At 74.0% G+C, this 25,775-nt stretch carries 22 protein-coding genes; 13 read left to right on the forward strand and 9 right to left on the reverse strand.

Translation table 11 applies throughout. From position 1 onward, the window contains the following. Nucleotides 1-141: 141 nt before the first annotated feature. Nucleotides 142-1,320, forward strand: a complete 1,179-nt coding sequence (locus tag ACFUK0_RS04340) for an FHA domain-containing protein (protein ID WP_380246511.1) — start codon at nucleotides 142-144, stop codon at nucleotides 1,318-1,320. 169 nt (nucleotides 1,321-1,489) lie between these two features. Continuing rightward, nucleotides 1,490-2,326 carry an SAM-dependent methyltransferase gene (locus tag ACFUK0_RS04345; RefSeq protein ID WP_380246512.1) on the forward strand — a complete coding sequence of 279 codons (837 nt, stop codon included), beginning with the start codon at nucleotides 1,490-1,492 and terminating at the stop codon, nucleotides 2,324-2,326. A 55-nt stretch (nucleotides 2,327-2,381) separates the two neighbouring features. Here the strand turns inward: ACFUK0_RS04345 and ACFUK0_RS04350 are convergent, their stop codons facing one another. Further along, nucleotides 2,382-2,879: a hypothetical protein gene (locus ACFUK0_RS04350; protein ID WP_380246513.1), complete on the reverse strand. Its 498-nt coding sequence runs from the start codon at nucleotides 2,877-2,879 to the stop codon at nucleotides 2,382-2,384. A 263-nt stretch (nucleotides 2,880-3,142) separates the two neighbouring features. Here ACFUK0_RS04350 and polX point away from each other — a divergent pair, with 263 nt between their 5' ends. After that, nucleotides 3,143-4,921, forward strand: coding sequence for a DNA polymerase/3'-5' exonuclease PolX (gene polX / locus ACFUK0_RS04355; protein ID WP_380246514.1), 1,779 nt, complete (start codon nucleotides 3,143-3,145; stop codon nucleotides 4,919-4,921). Between the two features lie 302 nt (nucleotides 4,922-5,223). Next, the gene (locus ACFUK0_RS04360; protein WP_380246515.1) at nucleotides 5,224-5,982 is read left to right on the forward strand and encodes a (2Fe-2S)-binding protein; all 759 of its coding nucleotides are present in this window, start codon (nucleotides 5,224-5,226) and stop codon (nucleotides 5,980-5,982) included. Between the two features lie 28 nt (nucleotides 5,983-6,010). On the opposite strand, the gene ACFUK0_RS04365 is transcribed toward ACFUK0_RS04360, so the two are convergent. Both ACFUK0_RS04365 and ACFUK0_RS04370 read right to left on the reverse strand, forming a co-directional pair. Further along, nucleotides 6,011-7,111 carry a sensor histidine kinase gene (locus ACFUK0_RS04365; RefSeq protein ID WP_380246516.1) on the reverse strand — a complete coding sequence of 367 codons (1,101 nt, stop codon included), beginning with the start codon at nucleotides 7,109-7,111 and terminating at the stop codon, nucleotides 6,011-6,013. A gap of 10 nt (nucleotides 7,112-7,121) precedes the next feature. Further along, nucleotides 7,122-7,817, reverse strand: a complete 696-nt coding sequence (locus ACFUK0_RS04370; protein WP_380246517.1) for a response regulator transcription factor — start codon at nucleotides 7,815-7,817, stop codon at nucleotides 7,122-7,124. A gap of 160 nt (nucleotides 7,818-7,977) precedes the next feature. On the opposite strand from ACFUK0_RS04370, the gene ACFUK0_RS04375 reads away from it, so the two are divergent. The 3 genes from ACFUK0_RS04375 (at nucleotide 7,978) to ACFUK0_RS04385 (ending at nucleotide 10,798) form a co-directional block, all read left to right on the forward strand. Continuing rightward, complete coding sequence (locus ACFUK0_RS04375; protein ID WP_380246518.1) at nucleotides 7,978-9,057, forward strand: endonuclease/exonuclease/phosphatase family protein; 1,080 nt, start codon at nucleotides 7,978-7,980, stop codon at nucleotides 9,055-9,057. 86 nt (nucleotides 9,058-9,143) lie between these two features. Then, nucleotides 9,144-9,581 (forward strand): nitroreductase family deazaflavin-dependent oxidoreductase, encoded by a 438-nt coding sequence (locus tag ACFUK0_RS04380; RefSeq protein ID WP_380246519.1) that lies wholly within the window; start codon nucleotides 9,144-9,146, stop codon nucleotides 9,579-9,581. 209 nt (nucleotides 9,582-9,790) lie between these two features. Further along, nucleotides 9,791-10,798, forward strand: coding sequence for a Gfo/Idh/MocA family protein (locus tag ACFUK0_RS04385; protein ID WP_380246520.1), 1,008 nt, complete (start codon nucleotides 9,791-9,793; stop codon nucleotides 10,796-10,798). Nucleotides 10,799-10,870: 72 nt separating this feature from the next. Here the strand turns inward: ACFUK0_RS04385 and ACFUK0_RS04390 are convergent, their stop codons facing one another. Further along, nucleotides 10,871-11,368, reverse strand: coding sequence for a cupin domain-containing protein (locus ACFUK0_RS04390; RefSeq protein WP_380246521.1), 498 nt, complete (start codon nucleotides 11,366-11,368; stop codon nucleotides 10,871-10,873). Nucleotides 11,369-11,591: 223 nt separating this feature from the next. Between ACFUK0_RS04390 and ACFUK0_RS04395 the strand changes: the two genes are divergently transcribed. Beyond that, the gene (locus ACFUK0_RS04395; RefSeq protein ID WP_380246522.1) at nucleotides 11,592-12,500 is read left to right on the forward strand and encodes a LysR substrate-binding domain-containing protein; all 909 of its coding nucleotides are present in this window, start codon (nucleotides 11,592-11,594) and stop codon (nucleotides 12,498-12,500) included. 3 nt (nucleotides 12,501-12,503) lie between these two features. Here ACFUK0_RS04395 and ACFUK0_RS04400 read toward each other — a convergent pair whose 3' ends face one another. After that, nucleotides 12,504-13,544 carry a hypothetical protein gene (locus ACFUK0_RS04400; RefSeq protein ID WP_380246523.1) on the reverse strand — a complete coding sequence of 347 codons (1,041 nt, stop codon included), beginning with the start codon at nucleotides 13,542-13,544 and terminating at the stop codon, nucleotides 12,504-12,506. Nucleotides 13,545-13,743: 199 nt separating this feature from the next. Between ACFUK0_RS04400 and ACFUK0_RS04405 the strand changes: the two genes are divergently transcribed. Next, the gene (locus ACFUK0_RS04405) at nucleotides 13,744-15,324 is read left to right on the forward strand and encodes a collagen-binding domain-containing protein (RefSeq protein WP_380246524.1); all 1,581 of its coding nucleotides are present in this window, start codon (nucleotides 13,744-13,746) and stop codon (nucleotides 15,322-15,324) included. 126 nt (nucleotides 15,325-15,450) lie between these two features. Here ACFUK0_RS04405 and ACFUK0_RS04410 read toward each other — a convergent pair whose 3' ends face one another. From ACFUK0_RS04410 to ACFUK0_RS04425, 4 genes are all read right to left on the reverse strand, one after another. Then, on the reverse strand, nucleotides 15,451-17,034 hold the full coding sequence (locus tag ACFUK0_RS04410; protein ID WP_380246525.1) for an alpha-amylase family glycosyl hydrolase: 1,584 nt from the start codon (nucleotides 17,032-17,034) through the stop codon (nucleotides 15,451-15,453). Between the two features lie 133 nt (nucleotides 17,035-17,167). Next, nucleotides 17,168-17,812: a bifunctional 4-hydroxy-2-oxoglutarate aldolase/2-dehydro-3-deoxy-phosphogluconate aldolase gene (locus tag ACFUK0_RS04415; protein WP_380246526.1), complete on the reverse strand. Its 645-nt coding sequence runs from the start codon at nucleotides 17,810-17,812 to the stop codon at nucleotides 17,168-17,170. Continuing rightward, nucleotides 17,809-19,419 (reverse strand): amidohydrolase family protein, encoded by a 1,611-nt coding sequence (locus ACFUK0_RS04420; protein WP_380246527.1) that lies wholly within the window; start codon nucleotides 19,417-19,419, stop codon nucleotides 17,809-17,811. Before ACFUK0_RS04420 ends, ACFUK0_RS04415 begins: the two co-directional genes overlap by 4 nt. Continuing rightward, nucleotides 19,419-20,735 carry an alanine racemase gene (locus tag ACFUK0_RS04425; protein ID WP_380246528.1) on the reverse strand — a complete coding sequence of 439 codons (1,317 nt, stop codon included), beginning with the start codon at nucleotides 20,733-20,735 and terminating at the stop codon, nucleotides 19,419-19,421. The genes ACFUK0_RS04420 and ACFUK0_RS04425 overlap by 1 nt, the downstream gene beginning before the upstream one ends. A 221-nt stretch (nucleotides 20,736-20,956) precedes the next feature. Between ACFUK0_RS04425 and ACFUK0_RS04430 the strand changes: the two genes are divergently transcribed. From ACFUK0_RS04430 to ACFUK0_RS04445, 4 genes are all read left to right on the forward strand, one after another. Continuing rightward, complete coding sequence (locus ACFUK0_RS04430) at nucleotides 20,957-22,069, forward strand: sugar kinase (protein WP_380246529.1); 1,113 nt, start codon at nucleotides 20,957-20,959, stop codon at nucleotides 22,067-22,069. Further along, the gene (locus ACFUK0_RS04435) at nucleotides 22,066-22,827 is read left to right on the forward strand and encodes an IclR family transcriptional regulator (protein ID WP_380246530.1); all 762 of its coding nucleotides are present in this window, start codon (nucleotides 22,066-22,068) and stop codon (nucleotides 22,825-22,827) included. Before ACFUK0_RS04430 ends, ACFUK0_RS04435 begins: the two co-directional genes overlap by 4 nt. A gap of 117 nt (nucleotides 22,828-22,944) precedes the next feature. Continuing rightward, nucleotides 22,945-23,433, forward strand: a complete 489-nt coding sequence (locus ACFUK0_RS04440; protein WP_380246531.1) for a RidA family protein — start codon at nucleotides 22,945-22,947, stop codon at nucleotides 23,431-23,433. Nucleotides 23,434-23,577: 144 nt separating this feature from the next. Next, nucleotides 23,578-25,698 carry an MDR family MFS transporter gene (locus ACFUK0_RS04445; RefSeq protein WP_380246565.1) on the forward strand — a complete coding sequence of 707 codons (2,121 nt, stop codon included), beginning with the start codon at nucleotides 23,578-23,580 and terminating at the stop codon, nucleotides 25,696-25,698. The last annotated feature ends 77 nt before the right edge of the window (nucleotides 25,699-25,775 follow it).

Here is a 25,775-nt window from a genome sequence, read left to right on the forward strand (position 1 = left end):
GGCCGGGGCAGGTCCGGGCCGGCCGGCCGGGGCCGGGTCGCACCGGTGACCGGCGGGCGGCGGCGGCGTACAGTGGCGCCTCGGCGGGCGGCGCACCCGTCCGGGCCTGGGCTGAGGCTGCGTCAACAAGGGGGCAGTGGCGTGCTGGAGCGGAATCTGACGTCTGCGGCCGACCGGGCCGACTACCTGGTGGATCTCTCCAACATCGTGCGCGACCCGGCGCTCGGCGGGGCCGCGCCGCGCTCGCTGCGGCGGCTGGCGCTGGTGGCCGAGGCACTGGTCGCGCTGACGGGCGACCACCGGGTCTCGCTCTACCTGGTCGCCGACCGCAGCCTGCTGGCCGGACACCGCGAGTTCGGCGACCCGCAGGAGGTCGGACGGCTGCGCGGGTGGGTCGCCGAGGGCCTGGTCGAGGAGGTCGGGGACGCCGACGAACGGATCCTGGAGATCGCCGGGATGACCGGCACCCGGGTGATCACCGGCGACCACTACGACCCCTACCGCGAGGAACACCCCTGGCTGCAGGGCAACACCTGGCAGTTCCTCAGGCCCGTGCTCCGCCACGGCCCGCTGCCGGGGCCCGGCCGGGTGACGCTCGTCCCGCTGGACATGGGCCACCGCAGCGCGACGGAGATCTCCCGGAAGCTGGAGCTGTCCGTACTCAAGAAGCAGGGGCTGCTGGATTCCGGCCGGACCCCGCTCAGCGAGGTGGTCCGGCAGTCCTGGAAGTGCCCGGAGCGGCGCTGCTCGCTCTACGACACCCGCAGCGGCGGCCGGATCCTGCTGCCCCGGATGCGGCGCGGCGTTCCGACCTGCGAGTTGCACGGCGCCCCGCTGCTGGCGGACGGGCCGCGGACGGGAGCCGCCCAGCTCAAGGCCGTGGTCGACGGCGTCTGCGCGGCCCGCTACACCCTGGACGAGGGCTCGACGACCTTCGTCGGGCGCAGCCCCGGCGCCGACGGCATCGCCCTGCACGCGCTGCTCCCGCCGGAGCGCGCCGGGCTGGTCAGCCGGCAGCACGTCAGCGTGTCGGTCCGCCGGGGGACGGTCCTCGTGCAGGACGTCAGCAGCTACGGCACCCGGCTCCGGCGGGCCGACCGGCGCGGGCGGCCCGGGCTCTGGGCACCGCTCGTGCCCCGGGCCGAGCAGGGCTTCAGGCCGGGCGACGAGGTCGAACTCGCACCGGGGGTGGTCCTGGTGCGCAGCGGGCGGCTGTTCCCCGCCGAGCTGTCGGACACCTGGCGCGCCGCGGCCGGCCGCACCCCGGCGCCCGCACACGCCTCCGCCACCACCCGGCTGTCGGGCGAGCGGCTGCCCTGAGCCCTCCCCGGGTGTCCGCGGGCCCGCCGGGAACCGACTGGCCGTCACACCGGTTGTACCCGTGGACGGTTAGTGGCGCCAAGGGCTGGGACGGACCGTCGCGCCCGGGGCCCGGCCCGCCTATCCTGGTCCCCGACCGGGGACGATCAAGGAACGCAGAGGGGCAGTCATGGCCGAGAACACCTCGTGGATGGACCAGACGACGGAGGGGTTCCGGCCGCCGAGCGATCTCCACCCCGAAATCCCGCACCCCGCCCGGATATACAACTACTTCCTCGGCGGCAAGGACCACTTCCCCGCCGACCGGGAGGCGGCCGAGAAGGTGCTCGCCTTCGCTCCGGCCACGCCGTCCGCGGCCCGCGCGAACCGCGCCTTCCTGCAGCGCGCCGTCCGGTACGTGGCGGGCGAGGGGATCACCCAGTTCCTGGACATCGGCACCGGCATCCCGACCGCGGGCAACACCCACGAGGTGGCCCAGCAGGTCGACCCCGCGGTGAAGGTCGTCTACATCGACAACGACCCGATCGTGCTGGCCCACGCCCGGGCCCTGATGGCGGGCCCGGGGCACGGCGCGACCACCGTGCTGCAGGCGGACCTGCGCGATCCGGCGGCCATCCTCGCCGACCCCCGGGTCCGCGAGGCGATCGACTTCGGGCAGCCGGTCGCCCTCATGCTGGTGGCCGTCCTGCACTTCGTCGACGACGAGCAGGACCCGTACGGCCTGGTCAAGACGCTGCTCGACGCCCTCGTCCCCGGCAGCTACCTGATCCTCTCGCACGCCACCGGCGACTTCGACCCGCCGGAGCACTCGGCGGCCGGCAAGGCCGCGTACCAGAAGGCGGCCGCGCAGGTCAGCCCGCGCTCGCACCCGGAGGTGCTGCGCTTCTTCGAGGGCCTGGAGCTGCTGGAGCCCGGGGTGGTCGCCGTGCCGAAGTGGCGTCCGGAGGACGCGGAGGCGGCCGAGGCCTGGGCCCCCGGGTACGGGGCGGTCGCCCGCAAGGCCTGATCCGGCAGGGCAACCGCCGCCGTGGGCGGGCGCGTGCTGACGCGCCCGCCCGTGCTCAGGCGAGCGGCAGCGCCAGGACGGCCGTCAGCCCGCCGCCCGGGGTCGCCTCGACGCCGAAGCGGGCCCCGCCGGCCCGCACCAGGGCGTCCACCGCCCCGCGGTCGCGGACCCCGCCCGACGCCCAGTACGCCGCCTCGCCCGGCACGCTCGCGCCGCGGTCAGCCACCCGGACCTCCACGCGTCCGGGCCGCCCGTCCGGGCCGGACGCCAGCACCGCGCGGACCAGCACCCGCGCCCCCGGCCGGCTGCGGCGCACGGCGTGCCCGACGAGCGCCGCCACTGCCAGGCCCAGTTCCGGCTCCCCGGCCGCGACCGGTGGCAGGCCCTGCGGAAGCTGCAGGCGTACGGCGTGCACCCAGGCTCCCCAGCTCCCCTCTGCTCCACCGGCTCCCTCCGCTCCAACGGCCGCCGGGCCGGTGGCCGAGCGGACGGCCGCCGCCACGGCGGCGCGGACGTCGGCCACCCCGGTGGCCCACTGTGTCTCCGGTGCCATAACCGGGCTCCTTCTCTTGCGACTGGGCGTCCCACCGGCGGCGACCGGGCGCCGGACGCGCCGCGACCTGCCCGGTCCGGGGTCGGAAGTCCACCCGCCGCGGGGTGCGCGGACCTCAACGGCGGGTGGCCCACGGACCTACTCTCGGTGAATCCCACCCTCGGGGCATCAGGCCGTGGTCCCGTGCCGACCCGCCGACCGGCGGGGTACGGCCGCCGCCGGTCCACCCGGCCGGGTGCAGCCACCGGTCCTAGACTGGCCCCATGGCCCGGCTCAACGACGAGGTCCAGGCGCTGCTCCAGGAGTACGCCGACCTCCTCTCGCTCACCGGCGGGGACGCCTTCCGGGCCCGCGCCTACGAGAAGGCCGCCCGGGCGGCCGGCGGCCATCCGCAGGACATCGCGCAGCTCGACGTGAAGGGCCTGCAGCAGATCCCGGGCGTCGGAAAGTCCACCGCGGAGAAGATCGCCGAGTACCTGCGCACCGGCCGCATCGGCGCCCTGGAGGACTTACGGGCGAAGATCCCCTCCGGTGTGCGCGAGGTGATGGGCATCCCCACCGTCGGGCCGAAGAAGGCCCTGACGCTCTACCGCGAGCTCGGCATCGGCTCGGTGGACGAACTCGCCGACGCGATCCGGGCCGACCGCCTGCACGACGTCGCCGGGTTCGGCGACCGCAGCGCGGAGCGGATCCTGCAGGGCATCGAGCTGCGCCGGGCCTCCGGCGGACGGGCCGGGATCGACGTGGCCACCGCGCTCGCGGAGGAGGTCGTCGCCGCGCTGTCGGCCGTCCCCGGCTGCGTCCGGTGCGCGCACGCCGGGTCGCTGCGGCGGATGCGGGAGACCATCGGCGACGTCGACGTGCTGGCCACCGCCGAGGACTCGGCCCCGCTGATGGCGGCCCTCGTCGCGCTGCCGTACGTCACCGACGTCCTCGCGAGCGGCCCGACCAAGACCTCGGTGCGCACCACCAAGGGGCTCCAGGTGGACCTGCGGGTCGTACCGCCGGAGGACTGGGGCGCGGCGCTGGTGTACTTCACCGGCTCCAAGGCGCACAACATCCGGCTGCGCACGATGGCCGTGAAGGCCGGGCTGAAGCTCTCGGAGTACGGGCTGTTCCGGGCCGGGGACGGGGCGGGAGACGGAGCCGGACACGGGGCGGGGGACGGCGCCAGGATCGCGTCCGCGTCGGAGGAGGAGGTGTACGCGGCGCTCGGGCTGCCGTGGATCCCGCCGCCGCTGCGCGAGGACCGCGGCGAGATCGAGGCGGCCCTGCGCGGCGAGCTGCCGCAGGTCGTCACGGAACAGGACCTGCGCGGCGACCTGCACACCCACACCGATCTCACCGACGGGGTCGCGCCGCTGGAGGAGATGCTCGCCGCGGCGGCGGCCCGCGGGTACGCGTACGTCGCCGTCACCGATCACGCGCCGGACCTGGTCATGCAGCGGATGACCGACGAGAAGATGCTCGCCCAGCGCGCGCGGCTGCGCGAACTGGCGGGCCGGTACGGGCGGATGCGGCTGCTGCACGGCACCGAGCTGAACATCGGCCCGGACGGCGGGGTCGACTGGCCGGCCGGGTTCCTGGCCGGGTTCGACGTCTGCGTGGCGTCCGTCCACTCGCACTTCGGTCTCGACCGGGCGGCCCAGACCCGGCGCCTGGTCCGCGCCTGCGAGAACCCGCACGTCCACGTGATCGGCCACCCCACCACCCGGCTGATCGGCCGCCGCGCCCCGATCGACGTCGACCTCGACGAGGTGTTCCGGGCCTGCGCCCGCACGGGCACCGCGATGGAGGTCAACGGCTCGCCGCACCGGCTGGACCTGCGCGACGAACACGTCCTGCGGGCGAAGGCCTTCGGCGTCCGTTTCGCCGTCGACAGTGACGCGCACTCCCCCGGCCAGCTCGGCTACCCCAGGTACGGCATCGGCACGGCCCAGCGCGCCGGGCTCACCCCGGAGGACGTGATCAACACCTGGCCGTGGCAACGGCTGGAGCGGTTCCTGCGCAAGGCACCGGCGACGCCGGACCAGTCCGATTAGTTCGTGCACACCCCTGGTGTGCGGCGCACCGGAGGCGCATCATGGAAGAGAACCTGCGAGGCGTCGAGGGCCAAGTTCGACCGCAGGAGGCAGTGGTGACAGACCGAGCGTCTGCCGCTGGTACCTCGGTCGACGATCGAACCGAGCGGCCGGAGGACGTTGGTTGAGAGTCCGGAGGCCACCCTCCACCTCGCAGGTTCACCGCTGCCCGCAGGCACCTTCACCGCTGTGCGCCCCCTGGGATGTGCGCCCCTTAGGATCGGTCCGTCCGCACTCCACCGGCCTGCCAGGGGACGCCCGTCGTGATCGAGAGCGAACTCGCCGCCGTCGGCCCGTACTTCGCCGTCCGCTCCGGGGCCCCGGGCGAACCGCCACCGGCCGGTTTCCGGCCGCTCCGGGAGCTGTACGCCGTCGGGCCGGGCAGCACCCTGGCCGAGCGGATCCCGGCCGTCGCGCACCGGCTGGGCGGCGCGGAGGCGCGGGTGGCTGCCTCCATCCTGCACCTGGGCCTGGCGGCCCGGCTGTGGTCCGTGGCGCTCGGCGCCGCCGCCCTCGGCGGAGCCGTGCCCGACCTGCACCCCGACCGGGTGCACGCCGTCCTCCCGCCCCAGGGGCCGATCGACCTCTGGCTGCCGCCGCCCGGCCCCCAGCCGCGGCCCGCCACGGCCGCACTGCTGCGCCGGGCCGTCGTGACCGACAACCTGCTGCCGCTCTCGGCGGCGGTGCGCGCGGTCGCCCCGGTGTCGGAGGGGCTGCTGCGGGGCAACGCCGCGTCCGCCCTGGCCGGCTCACTGCGGGTGCTGCACGGGCACGTCCGGGCCGCGCGGCCCGAGGTGGCCCGCACCGCCCGCCGGCTCGCCGACGACCTGCTCGCCCTCGACCCGCTGGCCGGCACCGGCCTGCTGACCTGCGCGGGGCCGTCCGCCACACCCGCCTTCCGGCGCACCAGCTGCTGCCTCTACTACCGGATCGGACCCGGCGCGGGCATCTGCGGCGACTGCGTGTTCGACGCGCCCCCGCGCCGCCCGGAGGCGGGCGGCGGCGACGAGCAGGCGGGCTGAAGCAGCATCCGGCGGCCCGTCGTTCCCGTCACCTGTCCGCGCGCGGGCCGGTCGCGGGCAGTTCCACCGTGACGAGGAGCCCGCCGGCCGGGCGCGGCGTGAGGGTGAGCGTCCCGTCGTGTGCGCGGGTGATGGTCTTGACGATCGACAGGCCTAGGCCGACGCCCGCGTGGCCGGTGCGGATTCGTTCGGTGCCGCGCCGGAACCGTTCGGTGAGGGTGGCGACCAGCTGCGGGGAGAGCCGCTCGCCGGTGTTCTCGACAGTGAGCACCGCACGGCCGGCGCGGACGACAGTGTTCACCCACACCATGCCCGGCCCGGGGAGATTGTGGAGGACCGCGTTCTGCACGAGGTTCATGGTCAGCTGCAGGAGGAGGGCGTGCGATCCGAGCGCGCGGGTGACGTCGCCGCGGGTCTCGATGGTGACGCCGTGCCTTTCCGCGAGGGGCAGGAAGGTCTCGGTGGCCTCCTCCGCCAGGAGCGACAGGTCGACGGCTTCCCGGGCGAAGGCCCGCTGCTCGGCACGGCTGAGCAGGAGCAGCGCCTCGGTGAGCTCGATCGCCCGGGTGTTGACGGCGTGCAGCCGGGCGATGACCTCGCCCACGTCGTGGTCCGGATCGGTGCGGGCCACGTCGAGGAGCGCCTTCGAGACCGCCAGCGGGGTGCGCAGCTCGTGCGAGGCGTTGGCGGCGAACCTCCGCTGTTCGGCGACGTCCGCCTCCAGCCGCTCCAGCATCGCGTCGAAGGCGTCGGCGAGTTCCCGGAACTCGTCCCTGCGGCCCGGCAGCCGGATCCGGTGCGAGAGCGATCCGGTCGTGGCCAGGCGGGTGGCTTCGGTGATGCGGGTCAGCGGGGCGAGCATGCGGCCGGCCAGGATCCATCCTCCCACCAGGCCGAACACCAGCAGGAACGCCAGCACCGCGGCGGCCCTCGGAGCGAAGACGTGCAGGAGGTTGGACCGGACGGGAAAGACCCCGCCATTGGTGAGGGTGCCGGTGCCGCTGGGGACGAGGAGCGCACGGTCGGGCACGTAGCGCAGGAGGAAGACCCACACCGCCGCGAGCAGCAGCACGCCGGCCAGCATCAGGAACCCGGCGTAGCTGAGGGTGAGTCTGAGGCGAACGCTCAACCCGGATGCCCTATCCACGCTCCCCGCCCCCGTGACCGGCCTCCGGTGGCGTGCCGATGCGGTAGCCGACGCCCGGCACGGTGGCGATGATCCAGGGTTCGCCCAGACGCTTGCGCAGGGCCGAGACCGTGATGCGCACGGCGTTGGTGAAGGGGTCGGCGTTCTCGTCCCACGCGCGTTCCAGGAGCTTCTCGGCGCTGACGACACCCCCCTCGGCGGCGACGAGGACTTCGAGCACGGCGAACTGCTTGCGGGTGAGCGCGACGTAGCGACCGTCCCGGTAGACCTCGCGGCGGAACGGGTCCAGCCGCAGACCCCCGATCTCCCGCACCGGCGGCCGGTTGTGGGCGCGCCGGCGGTCCAGTGCCCTGAGCCTGAGCGCGAGTTCCTGGAGTTCGAACGGCTTCGTGAGGTAGTCGTCGGCGCCGAGTTCGAACCCGGACGCCTTGTCGTCCAGACGGTCGGCCGCGGTGAGCATGAGGATCGGCATGCCGGTACCGGCGGCGATGATGCGCCGGGCGATCTCGTCACCGGACGGTCCGGGGACGTCCCGGTCGAGGACGGCGATGTCGTAGGTGTTGAGGCCCAGCAGTTCCAGAGCGGTGTCGCCGTCACCGGCGATGTCGGCCGCGATCGCTTCCAGCCGCAGGCCGTCGCGGACGGCTTCGGCCAGAAAGGGCTCGTCCTCGACGATCAGCACGCGCATGCCCCTGATGCTACGAGCCGGCACATATCGTCGGCGTATCGAAAACCCCATACGCGCCGGCAACACCGCGCCGCGTTGACTGGCGGCGGCTGCCCGGGCGGGTGTGCCGGCCCCGGGACGCAAGGATGCAGCAGTGACCGGCAGTGCGCAGGGACGGACGATGACACAGGTGGACGGAGCGCCGGCCGGGCAGGACGGCACCGGGCGCCGGGCGAGCGGCGGCGGGACCTGGCGCAGACGCGTCCGCCGGACACTGCGCGCCGCCCTGCGGCCGGCCCCCTGGAGGCGCGGCCCGCTGCTCGCGGCGACGGCACTGCTGCTCGGCCTGCTCATGCTGCTGCACGCGAGGATTCCGAACCGGGGCACCGGAAACCTCGGCAGCCTGCTGGAGACCTTCCTGCCGTGGTCGGGCCTGTGCGTGCCGGTACTTCTGGCCGGGGCACTGTGGCGCCGCTCCGCGTCCGTGCCGGTGGCGCTGCTGCTGCCGGTCGCCGTGTGGCTGAACCTCTTCGGCGGCCTGCTCGGCGACAGGTCCCACCCGGGCGGCGACCTCACCGTGGCCGAGCAGAACGTCGACGCCGACAATCCCGACCCGGCCGCCACCGCCCGCGACCTGGCCGCCACCGGCACGGACGTGCTGGCGCTGGTGGAGCTGACCACGCAGGCCACGGACACCTACGAGAAGGAGCTGGCGAAGGCCTACCCCTACCACGCGGTGCAGGGCACGGTGGGGCTGTGGAGCAAGCTTCCGCTGACGGACACCCAGCCGATCGACGTCATGAACTACGGTCCGCTGGCGGACACCAGAGCGGGCGACCGGGAGATGCCTTCGAACCGGGCGCTGCGCACCACGGTGGCGACCGACCACGGGCCGCTGACGGTGTTCGTCGCCCACCTCGGGTCGGTACGGGTGAACCCCCGGGCGGGCTTCTGGACGGGCTCGCGGGACATCGGCGTACAGGCACTCGGGAAGGCCGTCGCCGCTGCTCCGGGTGAGCGGGTGGTGCTGCTCGGCGACCTGAACGGCACCATGGACGACCGCGCGTTCGCCGGCCTCACCTCGCAGCTGCGGTCGGCCCAGGACGTGGCCGGGGACGGCTTCGGCTTCTCCTGGCCGGCAGGGTTCCCGATGGCGCGGATCGACCAGATTCTGGTCCGCGGCGTGAAGCCGGACAGCTCCTCGGTGCTCCCCGCCAACGGCAGCGACCACCGGGCGGTGACGGCCGCCATCAGCTGGTGAACACCGTGGGCGTCGGCGCTCCACCCGCCGCGAACGGTGGTGCGGAACCTAGGATGACCCGGACGCCGCACCCACGAGGAGCCCCCGTGACCGACCATGAGGCCACCGCCAGCCCGACCGGCTGGGTGGCCGAACAGGCCCGCCGCTACGAGGAGTCGGGGGGCACCGTGGGCGCGACCATACAGGGCGCCCCCTGCCTGCTGCTGGACACGCTCGGACGGCAGAGCGGCCGGTGGCGGCGGACGGTGCTGATCTACGGGCGCGACGGCGAGGACTACCTGATCGTCGCCTCACTCGGCGGCTCCGACCACCACCCGCTCTGGTACCTCAACCTGACGGCGAACCCGGACGTCCGGCTGCGGGTCGGCCCCGAGCGCTTCACCGCCCGCGCCGAGACCCTGCCGGCCGAGGAGAAGGCCCGCGTCTGGCCGGGCCTGGTCGAGGTGTTCGCCCCCTACGCGGGCTACCAGGCCAAAACGCAGCGGGACATCCCGGTCGTCCGCCTGACCCGCACGGAGGGCTAGGCCGCGCCTTCCGACGCTGCCCCGCTGTGCCCCGGCCGGTCGGGGCACAGCGGGGCGGCGCGGTTCCGGGCACAAGGGCAACGGGAGCACTGGGGCACTGCGGCAGTGGGGCACGGGAGCGTGGGAGCGCTCCCAATCCGTTCGCCTATGCTGCGAGTCAGAACCCAGCCGGCCGGACCGAGCCGCCGGCCCGGAACAGAACGGCCGCCATGACCGCCCCCACCGATCACCCACCCGTCCGCTGGGGCATCCTCGCCACCGGCGCCATCGCGCACTCCTTCGCCGACGACCTCGCCCTGCTGCCCGACGCCCGCCTCACCGCCGTCGCCTCCCGCACGGAGGAGTCCGCGCGGCGGTTCGCCGACCGGCACGGGATCCCCCGCGCGTACGGCGGCTGGGAGCAGCTGGCGCAGGACCCGGAGGTCGACGTCGTCTACGTCGCCACACCGCACGCCCAGCACCACGCCGCCGCCGCGCTCCTGCTGGCCGCCGGAAAGCCGGTGCTCTGCGAGAAGCCGCTGACCCTCAACCTGGCCGAGGCACAGCGCCTGGTCGGGCTGGCCCGCGAGCGCGGGGTGTTCCTGATGGAGGCGATGTGGACGTACCTCGACCCGGCCGTCCGCCGGCTGACCGGGCTGATCGCCGACGGCGCGATCGGTGACGTGCGGTCCGTGCACGCCGAGTTCGGCTTCGCCGCACCGCCCGGCCCGCCGGGCCGGCTGCGCGATCCGGCCGCCGGCGGCGGCGCGCTGCTGGACGTCGGCGTGTACCCGGTGGCCTTCGCCCAGCTGCTGCTGGGCACTCCCGACACCGTCCTCGCCCTGGGCCGGGTGGCCGGGGACGGCGTGGACGACAGCACCAGCATCCTGCTCGGGCACCCCGGCGGGGCGCAGGCCGTCCTGTCCTGCTCGATCGTCTCCGACATGGCGCAGCGGGCGGAGATCAGCGGGACGCGCGGCCGGATCGAGATCCCCCGGGACTTCTACCGGCCGGAGTCCTTCGTCCTGCACCGCCAGGGCCACGAGCCGGAGGAGTTCCGGCTGCCGAGGGGCCCCGGGCACGGCTACACGCACGAGGCCGCGGAGGTGATGCGCTGCCTGCGCGCAGGCGAGACCGAGTCCCCTCTCGTGCCGCTGGACGGGACGCTCGCGGTGATGGCGACCCTCGACACCGCGCGCCGCCGGATCGGCCTGCGGTACCCGGGCGAGCCCGCCTGATCGGCCCGGCCGGACGGGGACGCCCCCTCGGCGTACCGGCCCGGGTAACGCGGCCGGCGCGCCGGGTCCTGCTCAGGCCCGCGCCTCCTGCCAGCGCGGGCTCGCCAGGAAGTGCACGTCGTACTGGTCCTGCAGGGGTTCCAGGCTGTCCCAGGTGTCCTGGCCGAGTGCGATCCGCTGAAGGTGGCGGAAGTAGCCGAAGCGCTCGACGCCGGGGGTGATGACGGCGATCAGGTCGGCGACCGTGCGGCGGGCGGCGCCGAAGGCGTGCGGCAGGCCGGGCGGCACCACGATCAGGTCGCCCCGGCCCGCCGTCGTCACCTCCTCGCCGAGCATCACCTCCAGCTCTCCGTCGAGCACGTAGAAGAACTCCGTCGAGCGGGTGTGCAGGTGCGGCTTCGCGCCGTCCACTCCCTCGGGCAGCAGCAGCCGGTTGGCGCCGAGCACCTGCCCCGTCGCGCTGGCGTCGGCCAGCAGCCGGAAAACGCCGCCCGAGGGCAGCTCCACCAGCTCCGCGTCGCGTTCCCGGACGACCAGGGGCGGTTGCGGGTGGACGGGGATCGATGACATGGGCGCTCCACTGTTCGGCTCGTCGGGTGTTCTGCTCGTCCGGCTGCTCTGCTTATCCGACAGATCTGCTCGTCGGATGTTCCGCTCGTCCGGTTTCCCGGAGTTCCAGTCCACCCCGGGAAGAAGCCGCGACCAAGAAGCGGTTCCCCTGCACTGGGATCACTTCCGGTGATGGGTGGTCATGGGTGGTCACGGGCGGGGCGGCGGAAGTGGGGCAGCAGGGGTGGAGCTTCGGCAGCTGGAGTACTTCGTCGCGGTCGCCGAGGAGCAGGGCTTCGGCCGCGCGGCGCAGCGGCTGCACATCGTGCAGGCCGCTGTCAGCCAGCAGATCGGCCGGCTGGAACGCGAGCTGGGCGTAAGACTGTTCGACCGCTCCACCCGGCAGGTCCGGCCGACGGCGGCCGGGGAGCGGCTGCTGCCGGAGGCCCGGGCGGCCCTGGCTGCGGCCGGGCGGGTGCGGGAGGTCGCGGCCGGCATCACCGCCGGCACCGAGGGCGTCCTGCGGCTGGGCACCAGCCGGGCCTTCGCCGATCGGGTCTACCCCGCACTGGACGCCCTCGCCGAGACCCTGCCGCAGCTGCGCGTACGGCTCCACCGGGCGGGCCAGGCCGCCCGGCTCGCCGCCGTACGGTCCGGGGAGCTGGACGCCGCCCTGGCCCGGACGGTGCGGTCCGCCCCCGGGCTGGAGCTGCTGCCGCTGTGGACCGAGCCGCTGGTCGTCGCCCTGCCGGCCGGGCACCCGCTGGCGGCACTCGCCGAACTGCGGCTGGCGGACCTCGCCGGCCTCCCGCTGCGCCTCGCACGGCGGGACAGCAACCCCGCGTTCCACGACCTGATCACGACGGCGCTGCGGGATGCCGGGGTGGAGTGGCTGCCCGGCCCGGAGTTCACCGGCCTCCAGGAGACCCTGCTCGACCTGCCTGGCGCCGCCGCGTCCTGGACGGTGTTCTACCCGGTGGGCGCTCTGCCGCAGGCCCGGCGGGTCGCCTTCCGCCCGCTGGCCGGGCCCGCCGCGACCACCTCCCTCGCCGTCCGCCCGGGGCCGCCGTCCGTTGCGGTGCGCGGCCTGCTCGACGCGCTGGCGACAGCCGGGGCCGGAGTGGTGGGAGCAGGGCTTGAGGCGGGGAGGTAAGGGTCAGACGGCCACGGCCTCCTCCATCTCCTCCTCGGCCGGCGTCTCCACCGGGGCCGCCGGCCGCAGCCGCCGCTCGTGCCCGCCGGCGGCGGCGAGCACCGCCAGGCCAGCGAGCAGCCAGAGCGCCAGCGCCAGCAGCCGGCCACCGAGGCCCGCGCCGCCGCCGAAGTAGAGCACGTCACGGGCGCCCTCCAGGAAGCCGGCGCCGTTCCAGAACGAGTGCAGGGCACCGAAGAAACCGTTCTGCAGCTCGGGCCGGTAGACGCCGCCGGAGGTGGTGAAGTTGAGCATCACGAACAGCACCATCAGGGCGAGCGTGGTCCACCGCTTGAGGAAGGTGTGGAGTCCGACGCCGATCGCGACGATGCCCGCCGAGTAGATCCAGCCCATCGCCCAGACCGCCGCCGGATCGTGGTCCACCACGTGGAACACCGGCCCGGCGGTGACGATCCCGATCACGCTCACCACCAGTGAGGTCGCCAGGCCCACCAGCGTGCGCACCCGCATGCTCAGGGCGGCCCCGGCCGCGCCGATCACGGCGACGCTGCCGTACGAGCCGATGCTGAGCGCGACGAGCAGGAAGAACAGCCCCTGGCCGGTCGGATCGCCCTCGCCGGTGGCCGCGACGTCGGTCACGGCGAGCGGCACGCCCTGGTGCGCGGTCACCGTCCGGAAGACGGCTTCGGCCGCCATCGCCGAGGTGTCGGAGTTGGCCGTGGCGACGAGCAGTTCGGGGCTCCCGGCGTCGGGGACGAAGGCGCCGATCAACTGCCGGTCGCGGAGCTGCCGCTCGGCCGCGTCGCGGGTGGGCAGGGTGGTGACGTCGAGCGCGCTGCCACCACTGGCCTGTACCGCCCGGGCCAGGCTCTGCGTCTGCTCGGTGGTGCCGACCACCGCGACCTTGAGGTGGTGCGGTTCGGGTTGGTGGAACGCCCCCTGGTAGGCGAGGGCCATGCCCAGGCACATCAGCAGCGGGGTGAGCAGGTGGACGGCGAGGTGCTTGAGGGAGGGCCCCAGTGCTGGGGTCGGGATGGCGGCCATGGTGCGGGCAACTCTCCACATAGTTGGCAAGTACAACTTCTATGGATGCAGTCTACAGCCAACCTTGACCTCCCGGGCCGCCACCCCGAGCCATGGCGCCACAGGACCCCCCTGGACCAACGGGGCACGATGGACAACCACCCCGGCGCGGCTTGTTGCACAGTGAGACCATATAGATACATAGAGTGACGGTATGACCATGAACAAGATCCCAGCGCTCGCGGTGGCGTCCTGCGCCTGCCTCGCCGCCGCGCTGCCCGTCCTCACCGCAGGCGCGAACGCGGCACCCGGCAACAGGGCCGTCGGCGGCAACCCGCTCCAGGGGGCCAACGGCTTCGGCGCGCTCGTCGAGGGCAACGCCGTTTTGGGCAGCACCGAGGCCGAGGGCCCGATCGCCGTCGGCGGCAACCTCACCTTCGGAGCGGGATACAACGTCGCTCTCCACACGCCCGGCACCTTCACCGCCACCGGGGACACCCAACCCACCGCACTGCTCGTCAACGGACGCATCGACTTCGTCGGCAGCACGCCCACCGGCGTGCTCAAGGTCCTGAGCGACGGGTACGTCAAGGTCGGCAACCTCACGGGCGCCGACGTGGTGGACACCGACATCAACAACGCACAGGTCGACACCCAGGTCGTCGCCGCAGGCGCGGGCCACAACTCCACCCCGCGCATCGAGCTGACGATCCACCAGCCACCCGCATCGGTCGGTGCCCCATCCGGCTTCGACGTCGCCGGGCTGTTCCCGGCCTTCCGCACCCGCGCCGCCGAGATGGCCCAGTGTCCCAACACGGTCATCCTGCGGAACGCCGACGGCACCCCGCTCCCCTCCCAGCAGAACCTGCCGCCCGGAACGAACGCCTACGTGACGCTCACTCCCAACGTCACCAACGTCCTGCACATCACCGGCTCCGACCTGAACAGCCTCAGCGTGTTCACCTTCACCAACCACCCCTCCGCGACCACTCCCCTGCTGATCGTCGTGGACACCACCGCCACCGGCGGCGCACTCATCTGGGACGTGCCGAACCTCGCCGGCATCTCGGGCCCCCAGGCGCCGTTCATCCTGTGGGACTTCCCCGACGCCACCAACGTCACCATCGCCACCGGCGACAGCATCGAGGGCACCGTCTACGCCCCGAGCGCCGCCCTCACGGACATCGACCCGGCCAACCTCGAAGGCACCGTGGTCGCGAAGTCCTTCGTGCACGGGCCGCTCGGGACCAGCGGTGCGGACCCGGTCAACGGCGGCGAACTGCACTACTTCCCGTTCGCGGCGGACCTGAGCTGCTCGGCGTCGAGCCCGAGCCCGTCACCCAGCCCCAGCCCAAGCCCGTCGCCGTCACCCAGCCCCTCGCCCAGTCCCAGCCCAAGCCCCTCGCCCTCGCCCAGCCCGTCGCCGTCACCGTCACCCAGCCCCAGCCCCAGTCACAGCCCGAAGCCTTCACCCAGCCACAGCCCGAAGCCATCGCCCTCGCCCAGCCCGAAGCCGTCACCGTCCACCAGCCCCTCGCCGTCGGCGTCCCACAGCCCGAGCAGGCACCCGGGCGGGGACCACAGCCACAGCCCCGGCGGCTCACCCCACCCGACCGGCAAGCCCTCGCCCTCCCGGCCGGGTCCCGGCGGCCCGGGTGACGGTCAGCAGCCGCCTCCCGGTGGCTCCGGCGGTCTCCCGGACACCGGCACCTCCGCGGCCGTCTGGCTCACATCCGTGCTCGGCGTCCTGCTGACCGGCACGGGTATCGTCCTCAAGCGCCGCAGCGGCCGGCACAGCTGACCGCGCGACAACAGCCGGGCGGTCCTCCGGGCCGCCCGGCCGCCGTATCCCGCATCCCGCATCCCGCATCCCGCATCCCGCATCCCGCCGACGGGACACCACCGGCCCGGGCAACAGTCCTACGGATCAGCGTAGTTCGAGGATCCCGTAGCCGAACCCGGCCGCCCGCAGCGTGCCGTCCGCGCACTCCACTCCCCGGCCCTCCAGCAGCCGGGCGCCGTCGAGCCCCGCCAGCGGCAGCTGCGCGGGCTCCCGGCGGGGGTTGACCGCGACCAGGTAGCGGCCGCCGCGCACGTAGACCAGGGGGTATCCGGCGTGCAGCACCTCCACGCCGCCGTGGGCGCCCAGCGCGGGGTGCGCCCGGCGCAGCGCGATCAGCCGCCGCACCAGGTGCAACAGGGATTCCGGGTCGACGAGTTGGGACGCGACGTCGGGGCGGTCCCGGTCCGGGTCGAGCGGGAGGTAGAACCGGTCGGCCGGGGCGGTGGAGAAGCCCGCGCCAGGGCTCGCGTCCCACTGCATCGGCGTGCGGGAACCGGCCCGGTTGTAGCGCGGGCCGAGCACGCTGCCCTCGGTGTCGGGCAGGCCGGGCACGTACCGCATGCCGATCTCGTCGCCGTAGTAGACGGCGGGCAGGGTCGGCCAGGTGAACTGGAACGCGAACGCCGGGCCGAGCTGGTCGCGGGTACGCGGACCGGCGCTGAGCCGGGAGAAGTCGTGGTTGGCGGAGGGGAGTGCGATGTGCCCGGCGCCCTCGGTCAGCGCGGCGGCGGCGCGCCAGGCGTCGAGGAAGGTCTGCGGCGAGCCCTGGCCCTCCGCGTCGAAGTAGCAGGGGCCCTGCTGCCAGCCCTCGTCCACGGTGCCCGCGTTGTTGTTCCAGAGCGAGCGCAGCGGGAGGCCGTTGTCCGGGCCGCCGAACTGGAGCAGGAAGTCGGCGTGGAAGCCGGCCGCGACGGCCACCGCCGGGTCGCCCCACTCGGCGAGGAGCGCTGCCTCGGGGTGGGTGCGGTCGAGCCAGTCGCGCAGTTCGGTCCAGAGTTTGGCGGTCTCGACCCGCCCGGGGTCGTCCTTGACCAGCGACGAGGCCATGTCGACCCGGAACCCGGCCACGCCCAGGTCGAGCCAGTGCGCCATGATCTCGCGCAGCGCCGCGCGGTTGGCCTGCGGGCCCGGGGCGTCGACGCCCTGCCGCCAGGGTTCGGCGGGATCGCTGCGCGCGTAGCCGAAGTTGAGCGCGGGCTGGCAGTCGAAGAAGTTGGGCAGGTACCAGCCGGCCCGGCTGCCGGGCGAGGCGACGAAGCCCGCGGCCGGGCGGTCGGACCAGATGTACCGGTGGTCGCCGGCGTCCTCGGCGGCGGCCAGGAACCAGGGGTGCTGGTCCGAGGTGTGCCCGGCCACCAGGTCGAGCAGGACCCGGATGCCCCGGACGCGGGCCGCCTCGACCAGGGCGGCGAGGTCGTCGGCGGTGCCGTACCTGGGGGCCGTGGCGAGGTAGTCGGCGATGTCGTAGCCGGCGTCCCGGAACGGGGACGCGAAGCAGGGGTTGAGCCAGAGCGCGTCGATGCCGAGCCAGGCGAGGTGGTCGAGGTGGGCGGTGATGCCGGCGAAGTCGCCGATGCCGTCGCCGTCGGAGTCCGCGAAGGTCTGCGGGTAGATCTGGTACAGGACGGCGTCGGTGAGCCAACGGGGGCCGGGTCGGGTCGAGGTCATGCGCGGTGGTCCTCCTGCCGGGGCCGGATGTGCCGTGCGGGTGCTGCCGGGCCGGCGCCGCCGTACGGGCGGTGCCGGACTCCCGCCCATCGTGCGCCACCACGGCGGCTCCCGGCCACCCCTGCCGACGCGGCTATCCCCGTCCGCAGGCGGCGGTGAAAGCCAGCGCCCGCCGGGTGATCTCCGCCCAGTCGCCGGCGGCGACGACGGCGGGCGGCACGACGTCCGTGCCGGCGCAGACGGCGAGCGCACCGGCCGCGAGGAACTCGGCGGCGTTCCCGGCGTTGACGCCGCCCGAGGCGACCAGCGGTACGTCGGGGTAGGGGCCGTGCAGGTCCTTGAAGTAGCCGGGGCCGAAGGCCTTGGCCGGGAAGATCTTCACGGCGGCGGCGCCGAGGTCGACCGCGAGCGCGACCTCGGTGGGGGTGAGCGCACCGAGCACCACGGGTACGCCCGCCGCGTGGGCCGCCCCGGCCACCTCGGGACGGCAGCCGGGCGTCACGAGGAACCCGGCGCCGGCGCCGATGCCGCGGGTCGCCTGCTCGGCGGTGAGCACGGTGCCCACCCCGACCCGCCAACCCGCGTCGGCCGCCTTCTTCAGATGCTCCGTCACATCGGGTGTCGTGTAGGTGAATTCGACCCAGTTGATGCCGCCGGCCGCGAGCGCCTCGCAGAGTGCGGCGGCATCCGGTATCCGGGGGGCGCGGACGACGGCGATCACCGGGTCGGCGGCGAGGGCGGCCCGGGCGGTGGTCGCGACGGTGCTGGGGAGGTTCATAGGGCTCGGGTTCCTTGGTCGGTGCGGCGCAGGGCGCGGCCGGGCAGTGCCCCGGTGGTGCGGCCCTGCTCGATCACGGCGGTGCCGTTGACGTAGACGTACTCGATGCCGGCCGCGGGCAGCCGGGGCCGCTCGAAGGTGGCGGTGTCCTGGACGGTGTCGGGGTCGAGGAGCACCAGGTCGGCGTGGTGGCCGGGGCGGATCAGGCCGCGCCGGTCGAGCCGCAGCCGGCGGGCCGGGCGGCCGGTCATCCGGGCGATCGCCCCCTCCAGCGTGAGGACGCCCAACTCGCGCCCGTAGCGGGCGAGAAGGCGGGGGAAGGTGCCCCAGGCCCGGGGGTGCGGCCGGGCGCCGACCAGCAGTCCGTCACTGCCGACGGTGTGGGCGGGGTGGCGCATGATCGCCCGGACGTTCTCCTCGTGGCCGACGTGCTGGAGGATGCCGGTGGCGAGCCGGTCCTCGCGCAGCAGGTCGAAGAAGACCTCGGTGCCGCTGCGCCCCTGTTCCGCCCCGAGTTCGGCGACGGTCCGGCCGACCACGCCGGCGAGCTGCTCGTGCTGCACGCCGGAGATCTGGATGGTGGCCCAGTCGGTGACGACTCCGTGGCAGCCGTCGCTGCCCTTCTCCTCCACCTCGACGCGGATCCGCTCCCGCACCTCGGGGTCGTCGAGCCGGGCCAGGGTCTGCTCCGGCCCGCCCTCGGCGGCCCAACTCGGCAGCAGGGCGGACAGGGTGGTGGATCCGGGCAGGTAGGGGTAGCTGTCGAGAGTGAGGTCGCAGCCGTCCGCGAGCGCCCGGTCGACGAGCGCGAGGAACTCGCCGGCCCGGCCCTGGTTGACCCCGAAGTTCATCGTGGCGTGCGTGAGGTGCAGCGGGCAGCCGGAGCGCCGGGCGATCTCCACCATCTCCGCGTAGCCCTCCAACGCACCGGCGCCGTAGGAGCGTTGGTGCGGTGCGTGGAAGCCTCCGTACGCGGCGACGACCTCGCAGAGCGCGACCAGTTCGGCGGTGCCGGCGTACATCCCGGGGGTGTAGGTGAGCCCGCTGGACATCCCGACGGCGCCCTCCGCCAGCCCCTGGGCGAGGAGTTCGCGCATCCGGTCGAGTTCGTCCGCTGTCGGGGGGCGGTTGTCCCAGCCCATCGCGAGCATCCGAACGGAGCCGTGCGGCACCAGGTAGCAGGCGTTGACGGCGGTGCCCCGGTCGATGCGGTCCAGGTACTGGCCGACGGTGCGCCAGCTCCAGTCGAAGCCCTCCGGGTCGCCGTTCCAGCCGGCGATCTGGCGGCGCAGCGCGGCGAGCGTGGTGTCGTCGACGGGTGCGTACGACAGGCCGTCCTGGCCGAGGACTTCGCAGGTGACGCCCTGGGTGACCCGGGAGGGGTGGGCGGGTTCGACCAGCAGCCGCAGGTCGGAGTGGACGTGCATGTCGATGAAGCCGGGGGCCAGGACGAGCCCGTCGGCGTCGATCGTCCGACCTGCGGCGGGGCCGATGAGGCCGTGGCCGATCTCGGCGATCACCCCGTCGGCCACCCGGACGTCGGCGCGGTAGCGGTCGGCGCCGCTGCCGTCGACGACGGTGGCGCCGCGGAAGAGCAGGTCGGGCATCAGAAGTACGTCCGGACGAGGTCGACGACGCGCGGAGCGGGGCCGTCCACGTCGTCCAGGACGGGGATCAGCGCCCACTTGTCGAAGGCCGTGCAGGGGTGCGAGAGGCCGAGCCGCAGGACGGCGCCGACGGGCGCGAGGTCGCCGGCCCCGTGCAGGAAGGCGTGCTGGTCGTTGAGCCTGCTGATCCGGGCGCCGGTACCGGCCAGGCTCTTGGCCCCGGCCCCGGCCCCGGCCCCGGTGCGGACGTTCTGCGGTTCGGGCATGCCCTCGTCGTACGGGAGGTCGCGCTTGCCGGCGTCGAGCAGGGCGAGGTCCGGCTCGGGGTGCGAGACGACCCGGGCCCAGCCGTGCATGGCGGAGCGCAGCGGGGTGCCGGCGCCGCGCGAGAGCGGGGAGATCCCGCGGTAGAACCCGTCGTCGTGGGCGAGGTAGGCGCCGGCCCGGATGATCACCTTGGCGTCGGCGAACGGCCGCAGCACGTCGGCGACGGTGTCGAAGTAGGCGCTGCCGCCTGCGGTGACGACGGGCTGCTCGCTCTCGTACCGGCCGGCGAGCGCCAGGTGGAGGGCTTCGAGCTGGTGCAGGTAGTGGCGGACGGCGGCGAGGCCGCCCTCGCTCGCGTCGTGGGCGAGGGCGCCCTCGTAGCCGCCGATGCCGGCCAGCCGCAGCGTGGGGGCCCGGCGGACGGCCTCGGCCACCTCGACGGCCTCGGCCACCGTTCGGGCGCCGGTGCGCCCGGCCGGGCCGCCGAGTTCGACCAGTACCTCGACCGGGCGGCCGGCGCCGGCGGCGCGCAGCGCGTCGTCCATCAGCCGGACGCTCTCGGCGGAGTCGACCCAGGAGGTGAAGGCGAAGCCGGGGTCGGCGTCGAGTTCGGCGGCGAGCCAGCCGAGGCCGGCCGGGTCGAGCAGGGTGTTGGCGAGCTGGATGCGGTCGACGCCGAAGGCGCGGGCGACCCGCAGCTGCGGGAGGTTGGCGAGGGTGATGCCGTGGGCGCCGGCCTCGATCTGGGCCTGCCAGAGGGCGGGGGCCATGGTGGTCTTGCCGTGCGGGGCGAGGGCGACGCCCGCCGCCTCGCACCAGGCGGCCATGGTGCGCAGGTTGTGGTCGAGGGCGCCGGCGTCGAGGGTGAGCAACGGGGTGCCGAGGTCGGCGAGGGCGGGGCGGGTGGCCAGGTACTGGCCGACGGTGAGGCCCCAGGCGGCGGGGGGCAGTGCCTTGAACCGCCAGTCGAGGGGTTCGTCGGCGAGGGCGGCCACCTTGGCGGCGTCGATGCCCGTGCCGTCGGCGCTGCTTGCGTACGTCTGGTTCACCCGTGTGCCTCCGGTCGTTCCCCGGGCCTGCTCGGGTCCCGGTCGTTCCCGCGCCTTCCCCGGCCGCGAGGTTGCAACATGTGCAACGACTATTGCATATGTTGATGAACCGGTTCTAGCATCAGCGCGGGACAGAGGTCAACGGTCATGCCGACCGACGGCCGCACAGGCCGGCAGTCACGCAGGCCGACGGCCGCGCACGAGGCGAGGGAGCGCACCAGATGGCAGGACAGCACACCGCAGCCGCCGGGTACCAGGAGGCGCCACGCCTCCCGGAGGCGGTGTGCCTGGGCGAGTCGATGGCGGTGCTGCTGCCCGAACGGCCGGGCCCGCTGGAGCAGGCCGACGGCTTCCGGCTCTCCGTGGGCGGCGCGGAGTCCAACGTCGCGGGCGCGCTGGCCGCGCTCGGCGTGCACAGCGCCTGGATCAGCCGGGTCGGCGACGACGGCTTCGGCCGGCGGCTCACCGCCGAACTGGCCGGCCGCGGTGTGGACGTCTCGGCGGTCGCCGTCGACCCCACCCGCCCCACCGGCATGTACCTCAAGGAGGTCGGGGGCTCCACCGGCGAGCCGTACGACCTCGGGCACGGCCGCAGCCGGCTGCACTACTACCGGGCCGGCTCCGCCGCCTCCGCGCTCTCCCCCGCGCTGCTGGACGACCCGGCGGCGGCCCGGCTGCTGGCCGGCGCGCGCCTGCTGCACCTGTCCGGGATCACCCCGGCGCTCTCGGACGACTGCCTGGCCCTGGTCCGCGCCCTGCTCGGCCGGCGCCGCGACCAGCTGATCAGCTTCGACCTGAACTGGCGCCCCGCCCTCTGGCACCGGCGCGACGCCGGCGTGCTGCCCGCCCTGCTGGACGCCGCCGACCTGCTGCTGCTCGGCGCGGACGAGGCCGAGGCCGTCCTCGGCACCGGCGACCCGCGGGCGCTGCGCGAGCGCTTCCCCTCCCCCGCGACCGTCGTGGTCAAGGACGCCGACCGACTGGTCACGGCGCTCGACCGGGACGGCCGCGCGGTCAGCGAGAGCGCGTTGAACGTCGACGTGGTCGAGGTGACCGGCGCCGGCGACGCCTTCGCCGCCGGCTACCTGGCCGGCACCCTGCGCGGCCTCGACCAGCGCCGCCGCCTGCGGCTCGGCCACCTCAGCGCCGCCTGCGCCCTGACCGCCCCCGGGGACCAGGGCGAGCTGCCGCCCGCAGCGGTGGTCGAGGCCCTGCTCGACGCCCCGGCGGGGGCCTGGGCTGCGACCCGGGTGTCGGCGGATGGCATCGTGTCACCGGTACTCCCCGCGATCCCGCCCCGGCAGGACGCGTCCCCCGTGCTTGGAGCGAGATGAGCCAGACCGTCACCCGTGCCCTGCGCCTGCTCGCCGAGCTGGGCGAGGGCGAACGCTCCCTCGACCAGCTCGCCGAACTGCTCGGCGTGCACAAGACGACCGCGCTGCGCCTGCTCCAGAGCCTGGAGGAGGAGCGCTTCGTCTACCGGGACGCCGCCTACCGCTACCACCTCGGCGCCGGCCTGTTCGCGCTCTCCAGCCTGGCGCTGGAGCAGCGCGGGGTGCGCCGGGCGGCGGCGGCGCACCTGGCCGCGCTGAACTCGGCGACCGGGCAGACCGTCCATCTGGCCGCCTACGAGGGCGGCGAGGTGGTCTACATCGACAAGTACGACTCCCGGCACCCGGTCAGGATGTACTCGCGGATCGGCCTGCGGGCGGCACTGCACTGCGCCGCGGTGTCCAAGGTGCTGCTCGCGGACCTGCCGGCGCCCGAGCGGCGCCGGGTGGTGGCGGGGATCGACTTCGTCCCGTACACGGCGAACACGCTGACCACGCCGGAGGCCCTGCTGGCCGAGCTGGACACGGTCGCCGTCCGGGGCTGGGCGCAGGACCACGCCGAGCACGAGTCCTTCATCAACTGCGTCGCCGCACCGATCCGGGACGCGACCGGGCGGGTGGTCGCGGCCGCCTCGATATCGGTGCCGGACGTCGTGCTCCCGTACGAGCGCGTGCTGGAGCTGCTGCCGCAACTGCTGGCGACCGCCCGGGCCGTCTCGGCCGACTGCGGCCTGCCGCCGACCGACCTCCCCCGCCATTGACCACCACCTTCCGCCATTACCGCCTTTGAAGCTTCCGCCATTTACCGCCTTTGATGACCGCAATTCTTGATAATCACCACATTTGACGGTCACTACCCTTGGCGACCGTCACCTTTGATGGCCGTCACCCTCGACCACCATCACCCTTTCTGCCCGACGACCTGCACGACCGACGACGAGATGAGCGAGTACCCCGACATGAGTGACAAGGCCGAGATCCGCACCGACGGCGCCCCCGCCCCCGCCTGGATGTTCTCCCAGGGCGTCCGCAAGGGCCCGATCCTGCAGGTGTCCGGCCAGGGCCCGCAGGACCCGGCGACCGCCGAGTACCTGTACCCGGGCGACGTGAAGGCGCAGACCCGGCGGACGCTGGAGAACGTCAAGGCCATCGTCGAGGCCGGCGGCGCCACCGTCGAGGACGTGGTGATGTTCCGCGTCTACCTCACCAAGCGCTCCGACTTCGCGCTGATGAACGAGGTGTACGCCGCGTTCATCGACGAGAACATCAAGCCCGGCGGCGTGAAGCCGTGCCGCACCACGATCTTCTGCGAGCTGCCGCAGGAGCCGATGCTGGTGGAGATCGACGCCCAGGCCGTCATCGGCTGACGGCGGGCGACGGCCCCGGCAACGGGCCCGGTCGGACGGCTGTGGGGCCGTCCGGCCGGGCCCGGGGCGCTGGACGGAGTCCACGGCGTCGTCCGCGTCCACGTCCGCATGCACGTCCATCGCCTGGTCCGGCCCGCCACCCGGATGCCGCCAGCGGTGGCGGACCCGCCGCACGGGCCGAAGGCTGGGACCGACCTGCACCCTGCTCCGGAGGCCCGGCCCATGACCGATACCACCGTGACCGCGCCCGCCGCGCCCGGAGCGCCCTCGCTGAGCCGCCGCCAGACCAACGTCGTGTTCATCACGATCGTGCTCGGCATGCTGATGGCCGCCCTGGACCAGACGATCGTCTCCACCGCACTGCCGACGATCGTCGCCGACCTGGGCGGCGCCGGGCACATGGCCTGGGTGGTGACGGCCTATCTGCTGGCCGAGACCGTGGCCACCGTGCTGGTCGGCAAGTTCGGCGACCTGTTCGGCCGGAAGATCGTCTTCCAGGTCAGCGCGGTCGTCTTCATCGTCGGCTCGGTGGTCTCCGGCGCGGCCAACGGCATGACGGTGCTGATCATCGGCCGGGCGATCCAGGGGGTCGGCGGCGGCGGGCTGATGGTCACCGCGATGGCGCTGATCGCCGACGTCATCCCGCTGCGCGAGCGCGGCAAGTACCAGGGCGCGCTGGGCGCCGTGTTCGGCGTCACCACGGTGGTCGGCCCGACGCTCGGCGGCCTGTTCACCGACCACGCGTCCTGGCGCTGGTGCTTCTACGTCAACATCCCGATCGCGGCCGTGATGATCGTGATGGCGGCCCGTTCGATCCCGGCGGTGAAGGCGGCCGTCCGGCCGGTGATCGACTACCTCGGCATCGTGCTGGTCGCGCTCGGCGCGTGCGGCCTGGTGCTCGGGCTGGAGTGGGGCGGCAACGAGTACGCCTGGGGTTCGGCGACGATCATCGGCCTGTTCGTCGGGTCGGCCGTGCTGCTGACGGCGTTCGTCCTCGTGGAGCTGCGGGCGCCGGAGCCGATGCTGCCGATGCACCTCTTCCGCAACTCGGTCTTCACGGTCTGTTCGATCCTCAGTTTCATCGTCGGCTTCGCGATGCTCGGCGCGATGACGTACCTGCCGACGTACCTCCAGTTCGTGGACGGCGTCTCGGCCACCGGTTCGGGCGTGCGGACACTGCCGATGGTGGTCGGCCTGCTCGGCACATCGATGCTGTCGGGCATCGTGGTCAGCCGCACCGGGCGGTACCGGATCTTCCCGATCCTCGGCACCGCGGTGATGGCGGTGGGCCTCTACCTGATGTCGACGATGGGCCCCTCGACCGGAGCGTGGCTGGAGTCGCTCTACATGTTCATCCTCGGCCTCGGGATCGGGCTGGCGATGCAGGTGCTCACCATCGCCGTGCAGAACACCGTCCCGTACCACGAACTGGGCACCGCGACCTCGGGCGTGACCTTCTTCCGCACCCTCGGCAGCGCCTTCGGCACGGCCGTGTTCGGCACCCTGTTCAACAACCAGCTCGGGCCGAACCTGGAGGCGGCCTTCGCCCAGTCGCCCGGCGTCCCGCCGGCCGCGGTCCAGAGCCCGGCCGGCCTGCAGGCGCTGCCCGAGGAGGCGGCCCTGCCGTTCGTCCACGCGTACGCCGACACCATCAACTACGTCTTCCAGTGGGTGGTGCCGGTCGCCGTCGTCGGCTTCGTGGTCGCCTGGTTCCTCAAGGAGGTGCCGCTGCGCGACAGCGCCCGGGCCGGCGCCGCGGACATGGGCGAGGGCTTCGGCGCACCGGACAGCGCGGACGCCGACAAGCAGTTGGAGCGGGCCCTCGCCAACGTGCTGCGCCGCACGAAGGGGCGGCCCGAGATCGGGCGGCAGCTGCTGGCCGACTCCGGCAGCACCGTGACGCCGGACCAGGCCTGGATGCTCGGTCAGATCTACTGGCGCAACCGCCTCCAGGGCGGGGCCTCGCTCGCCGCCATCGCCGCCGCGCACCACATGCCGCCCGAGGTCCTGCAACCCGCCGCCGACCGGACCCTCGGCGCCGGCTACGCCGAGAGCGACGGCGGGCGGCTCGGTCTCACGGCCGCCGGGCAGCAGGAGGTCGACCGGCTCGCCGAGGCGTGGCGCCGCTGGATCGACGGCCACCTCGACGACTGGGACGTCACCGATCCGGGTGACCGGGCCCGCCTCGACCGCGCCGTCGAGTCCATCGCGGCCCGCCTCTTCGAGGACGACCAGGCACCGTACCGGGACAAGGTGCCCGTCTGACGGCGGGACGGAACGCAAAACTGGCCGGGCCCGCAGCGATGAGCGTTCGCTGCCGGCCCGGCCGGTGTTTTCCGCAG

The sequence above is a fragment of the Kitasatospora sp. NPDC057223 genome (assembly GCF_042669755.1).
GTDB lineage: Bacteria > Actinomycetota > Actinomycetes > Streptomycetales > Streptomycetaceae > Kitasatospora.

What these genes read in the sequence shown, in the direction of transcription:
- ACFUK0_RS04345 (WP_380246512.1), top strand. Translation starts at nt 1,490, where the DNA reads ATGGCCGAGAACACCTCGTGGATGGACCAGACGACGGAGGGGTTCCGG.
- ACFUK0_RS04350 (WP_380246513.1), bottom strand. Translation starts at nt 2,879, where the DNA reads ATGGCACCGGAGACACAGTGGGCCACCGGGGTGGCCGACGTCCGCGCC.
- polX (WP_380246514.1), top strand. Translation starts at nt 3,143, where the DNA reads ATGGCCCGGCTCAACGACGAGGTCCAGGCGCTGCTCCAGGAGTACGCC.
- ACFUK0_RS04370 (WP_380246517.1), bottom strand. Translation starts at nt 7,817, where the DNA reads ATGCGCGTGCTGATCGTCGAGGACGAGCCCTTTCTGGCCGAAGCCGTC.
- ACFUK0_RS04375 (WP_380246518.1), top strand. Translation starts at nt 7,978, where the DNA reads ATGACACAGGTGGACGGAGCGCCGGCCGGGCAGGACGGCACCGGGCGC.
- ACFUK0_RS04385 (WP_380246520.1), top strand. Translation starts at nt 9,791, where the DNA reads ATGACCGCCCCCACCGATCACCCACCCGTCCGCTGGGGCATCCTCGCC.
- ACFUK0_RS04390 (WP_380246521.1), bottom strand. Translation starts at nt 11,368, where the DNA reads ATGTCATCGATCCCCGTCCACCCGCAACCGCCCCTGGTCGTCCGGGAA.
- ACFUK0_RS04400 (WP_380246523.1), bottom strand. Translation starts at nt 13,544, where the DNA reads ATGGCCGCCATCCCGACCCCAGCACTGGGGCCCTCCCTCAAGCACCTC.
- ACFUK0_RS04405 (WP_380246524.1), top strand. Translation starts at nt 13,744, where the DNA reads ATGAACAAGATCCCAGCGCTCGCGGTGGCGTCCTGCGCCTGCCTCGCC.
- ACFUK0_RS04410 (WP_380246525.1), bottom strand. Translation starts at nt 17,034, where the DNA reads ATGACCTCGACCCGACCCGGCCCCCGTTGGCTCACCGACGCCGTCCTG.
- ACFUK0_RS04415 (WP_380246526.1), bottom strand. Translation starts at nt 17,812, where the DNA reads ATGAACCTCCCCAGCACCGTCGCGACCACCGCCCGGGCCGCCCTCGCC.
- ACFUK0_RS04420 (WP_380246527.1), bottom strand. Translation starts at nt 19,419, where the DNA reads ATGCCCGACCTGCTCTTCCGCGGCGCCACCGTCGTCGACGGCAGCGGC.
- ACFUK0_RS04430 (WP_380246529.1), top strand. Translation starts at nt 20,957, where the DNA reads ATGGCAGGACAGCACACCGCAGCCGCCGGGTACCAGGAGGCGCCACGC.
- ACFUK0_RS04435 (WP_380246530.1), top strand. Translation starts at nt 22,066, where the DNA reads ATGAGCCAGACCGTCACCCGTGCCCTGCGCCTGCTCGCCGAGCTGGGC.
- ACFUK0_RS04440 (WP_380246531.1), top strand. Translation starts at nt 22,945, where the DNA reads ATGGCCGTCACCCTCGACCACCATCACCCTTTCTGCCCGACGACCTGC.
- ACFUK0_RS04445 (WP_380246565.1), top strand. Translation starts at nt 23,578, where the DNA reads ATGCCGCCAGCGGTGGCGGACCCGCCGCACGGGCCGAAGGCTGGGACC.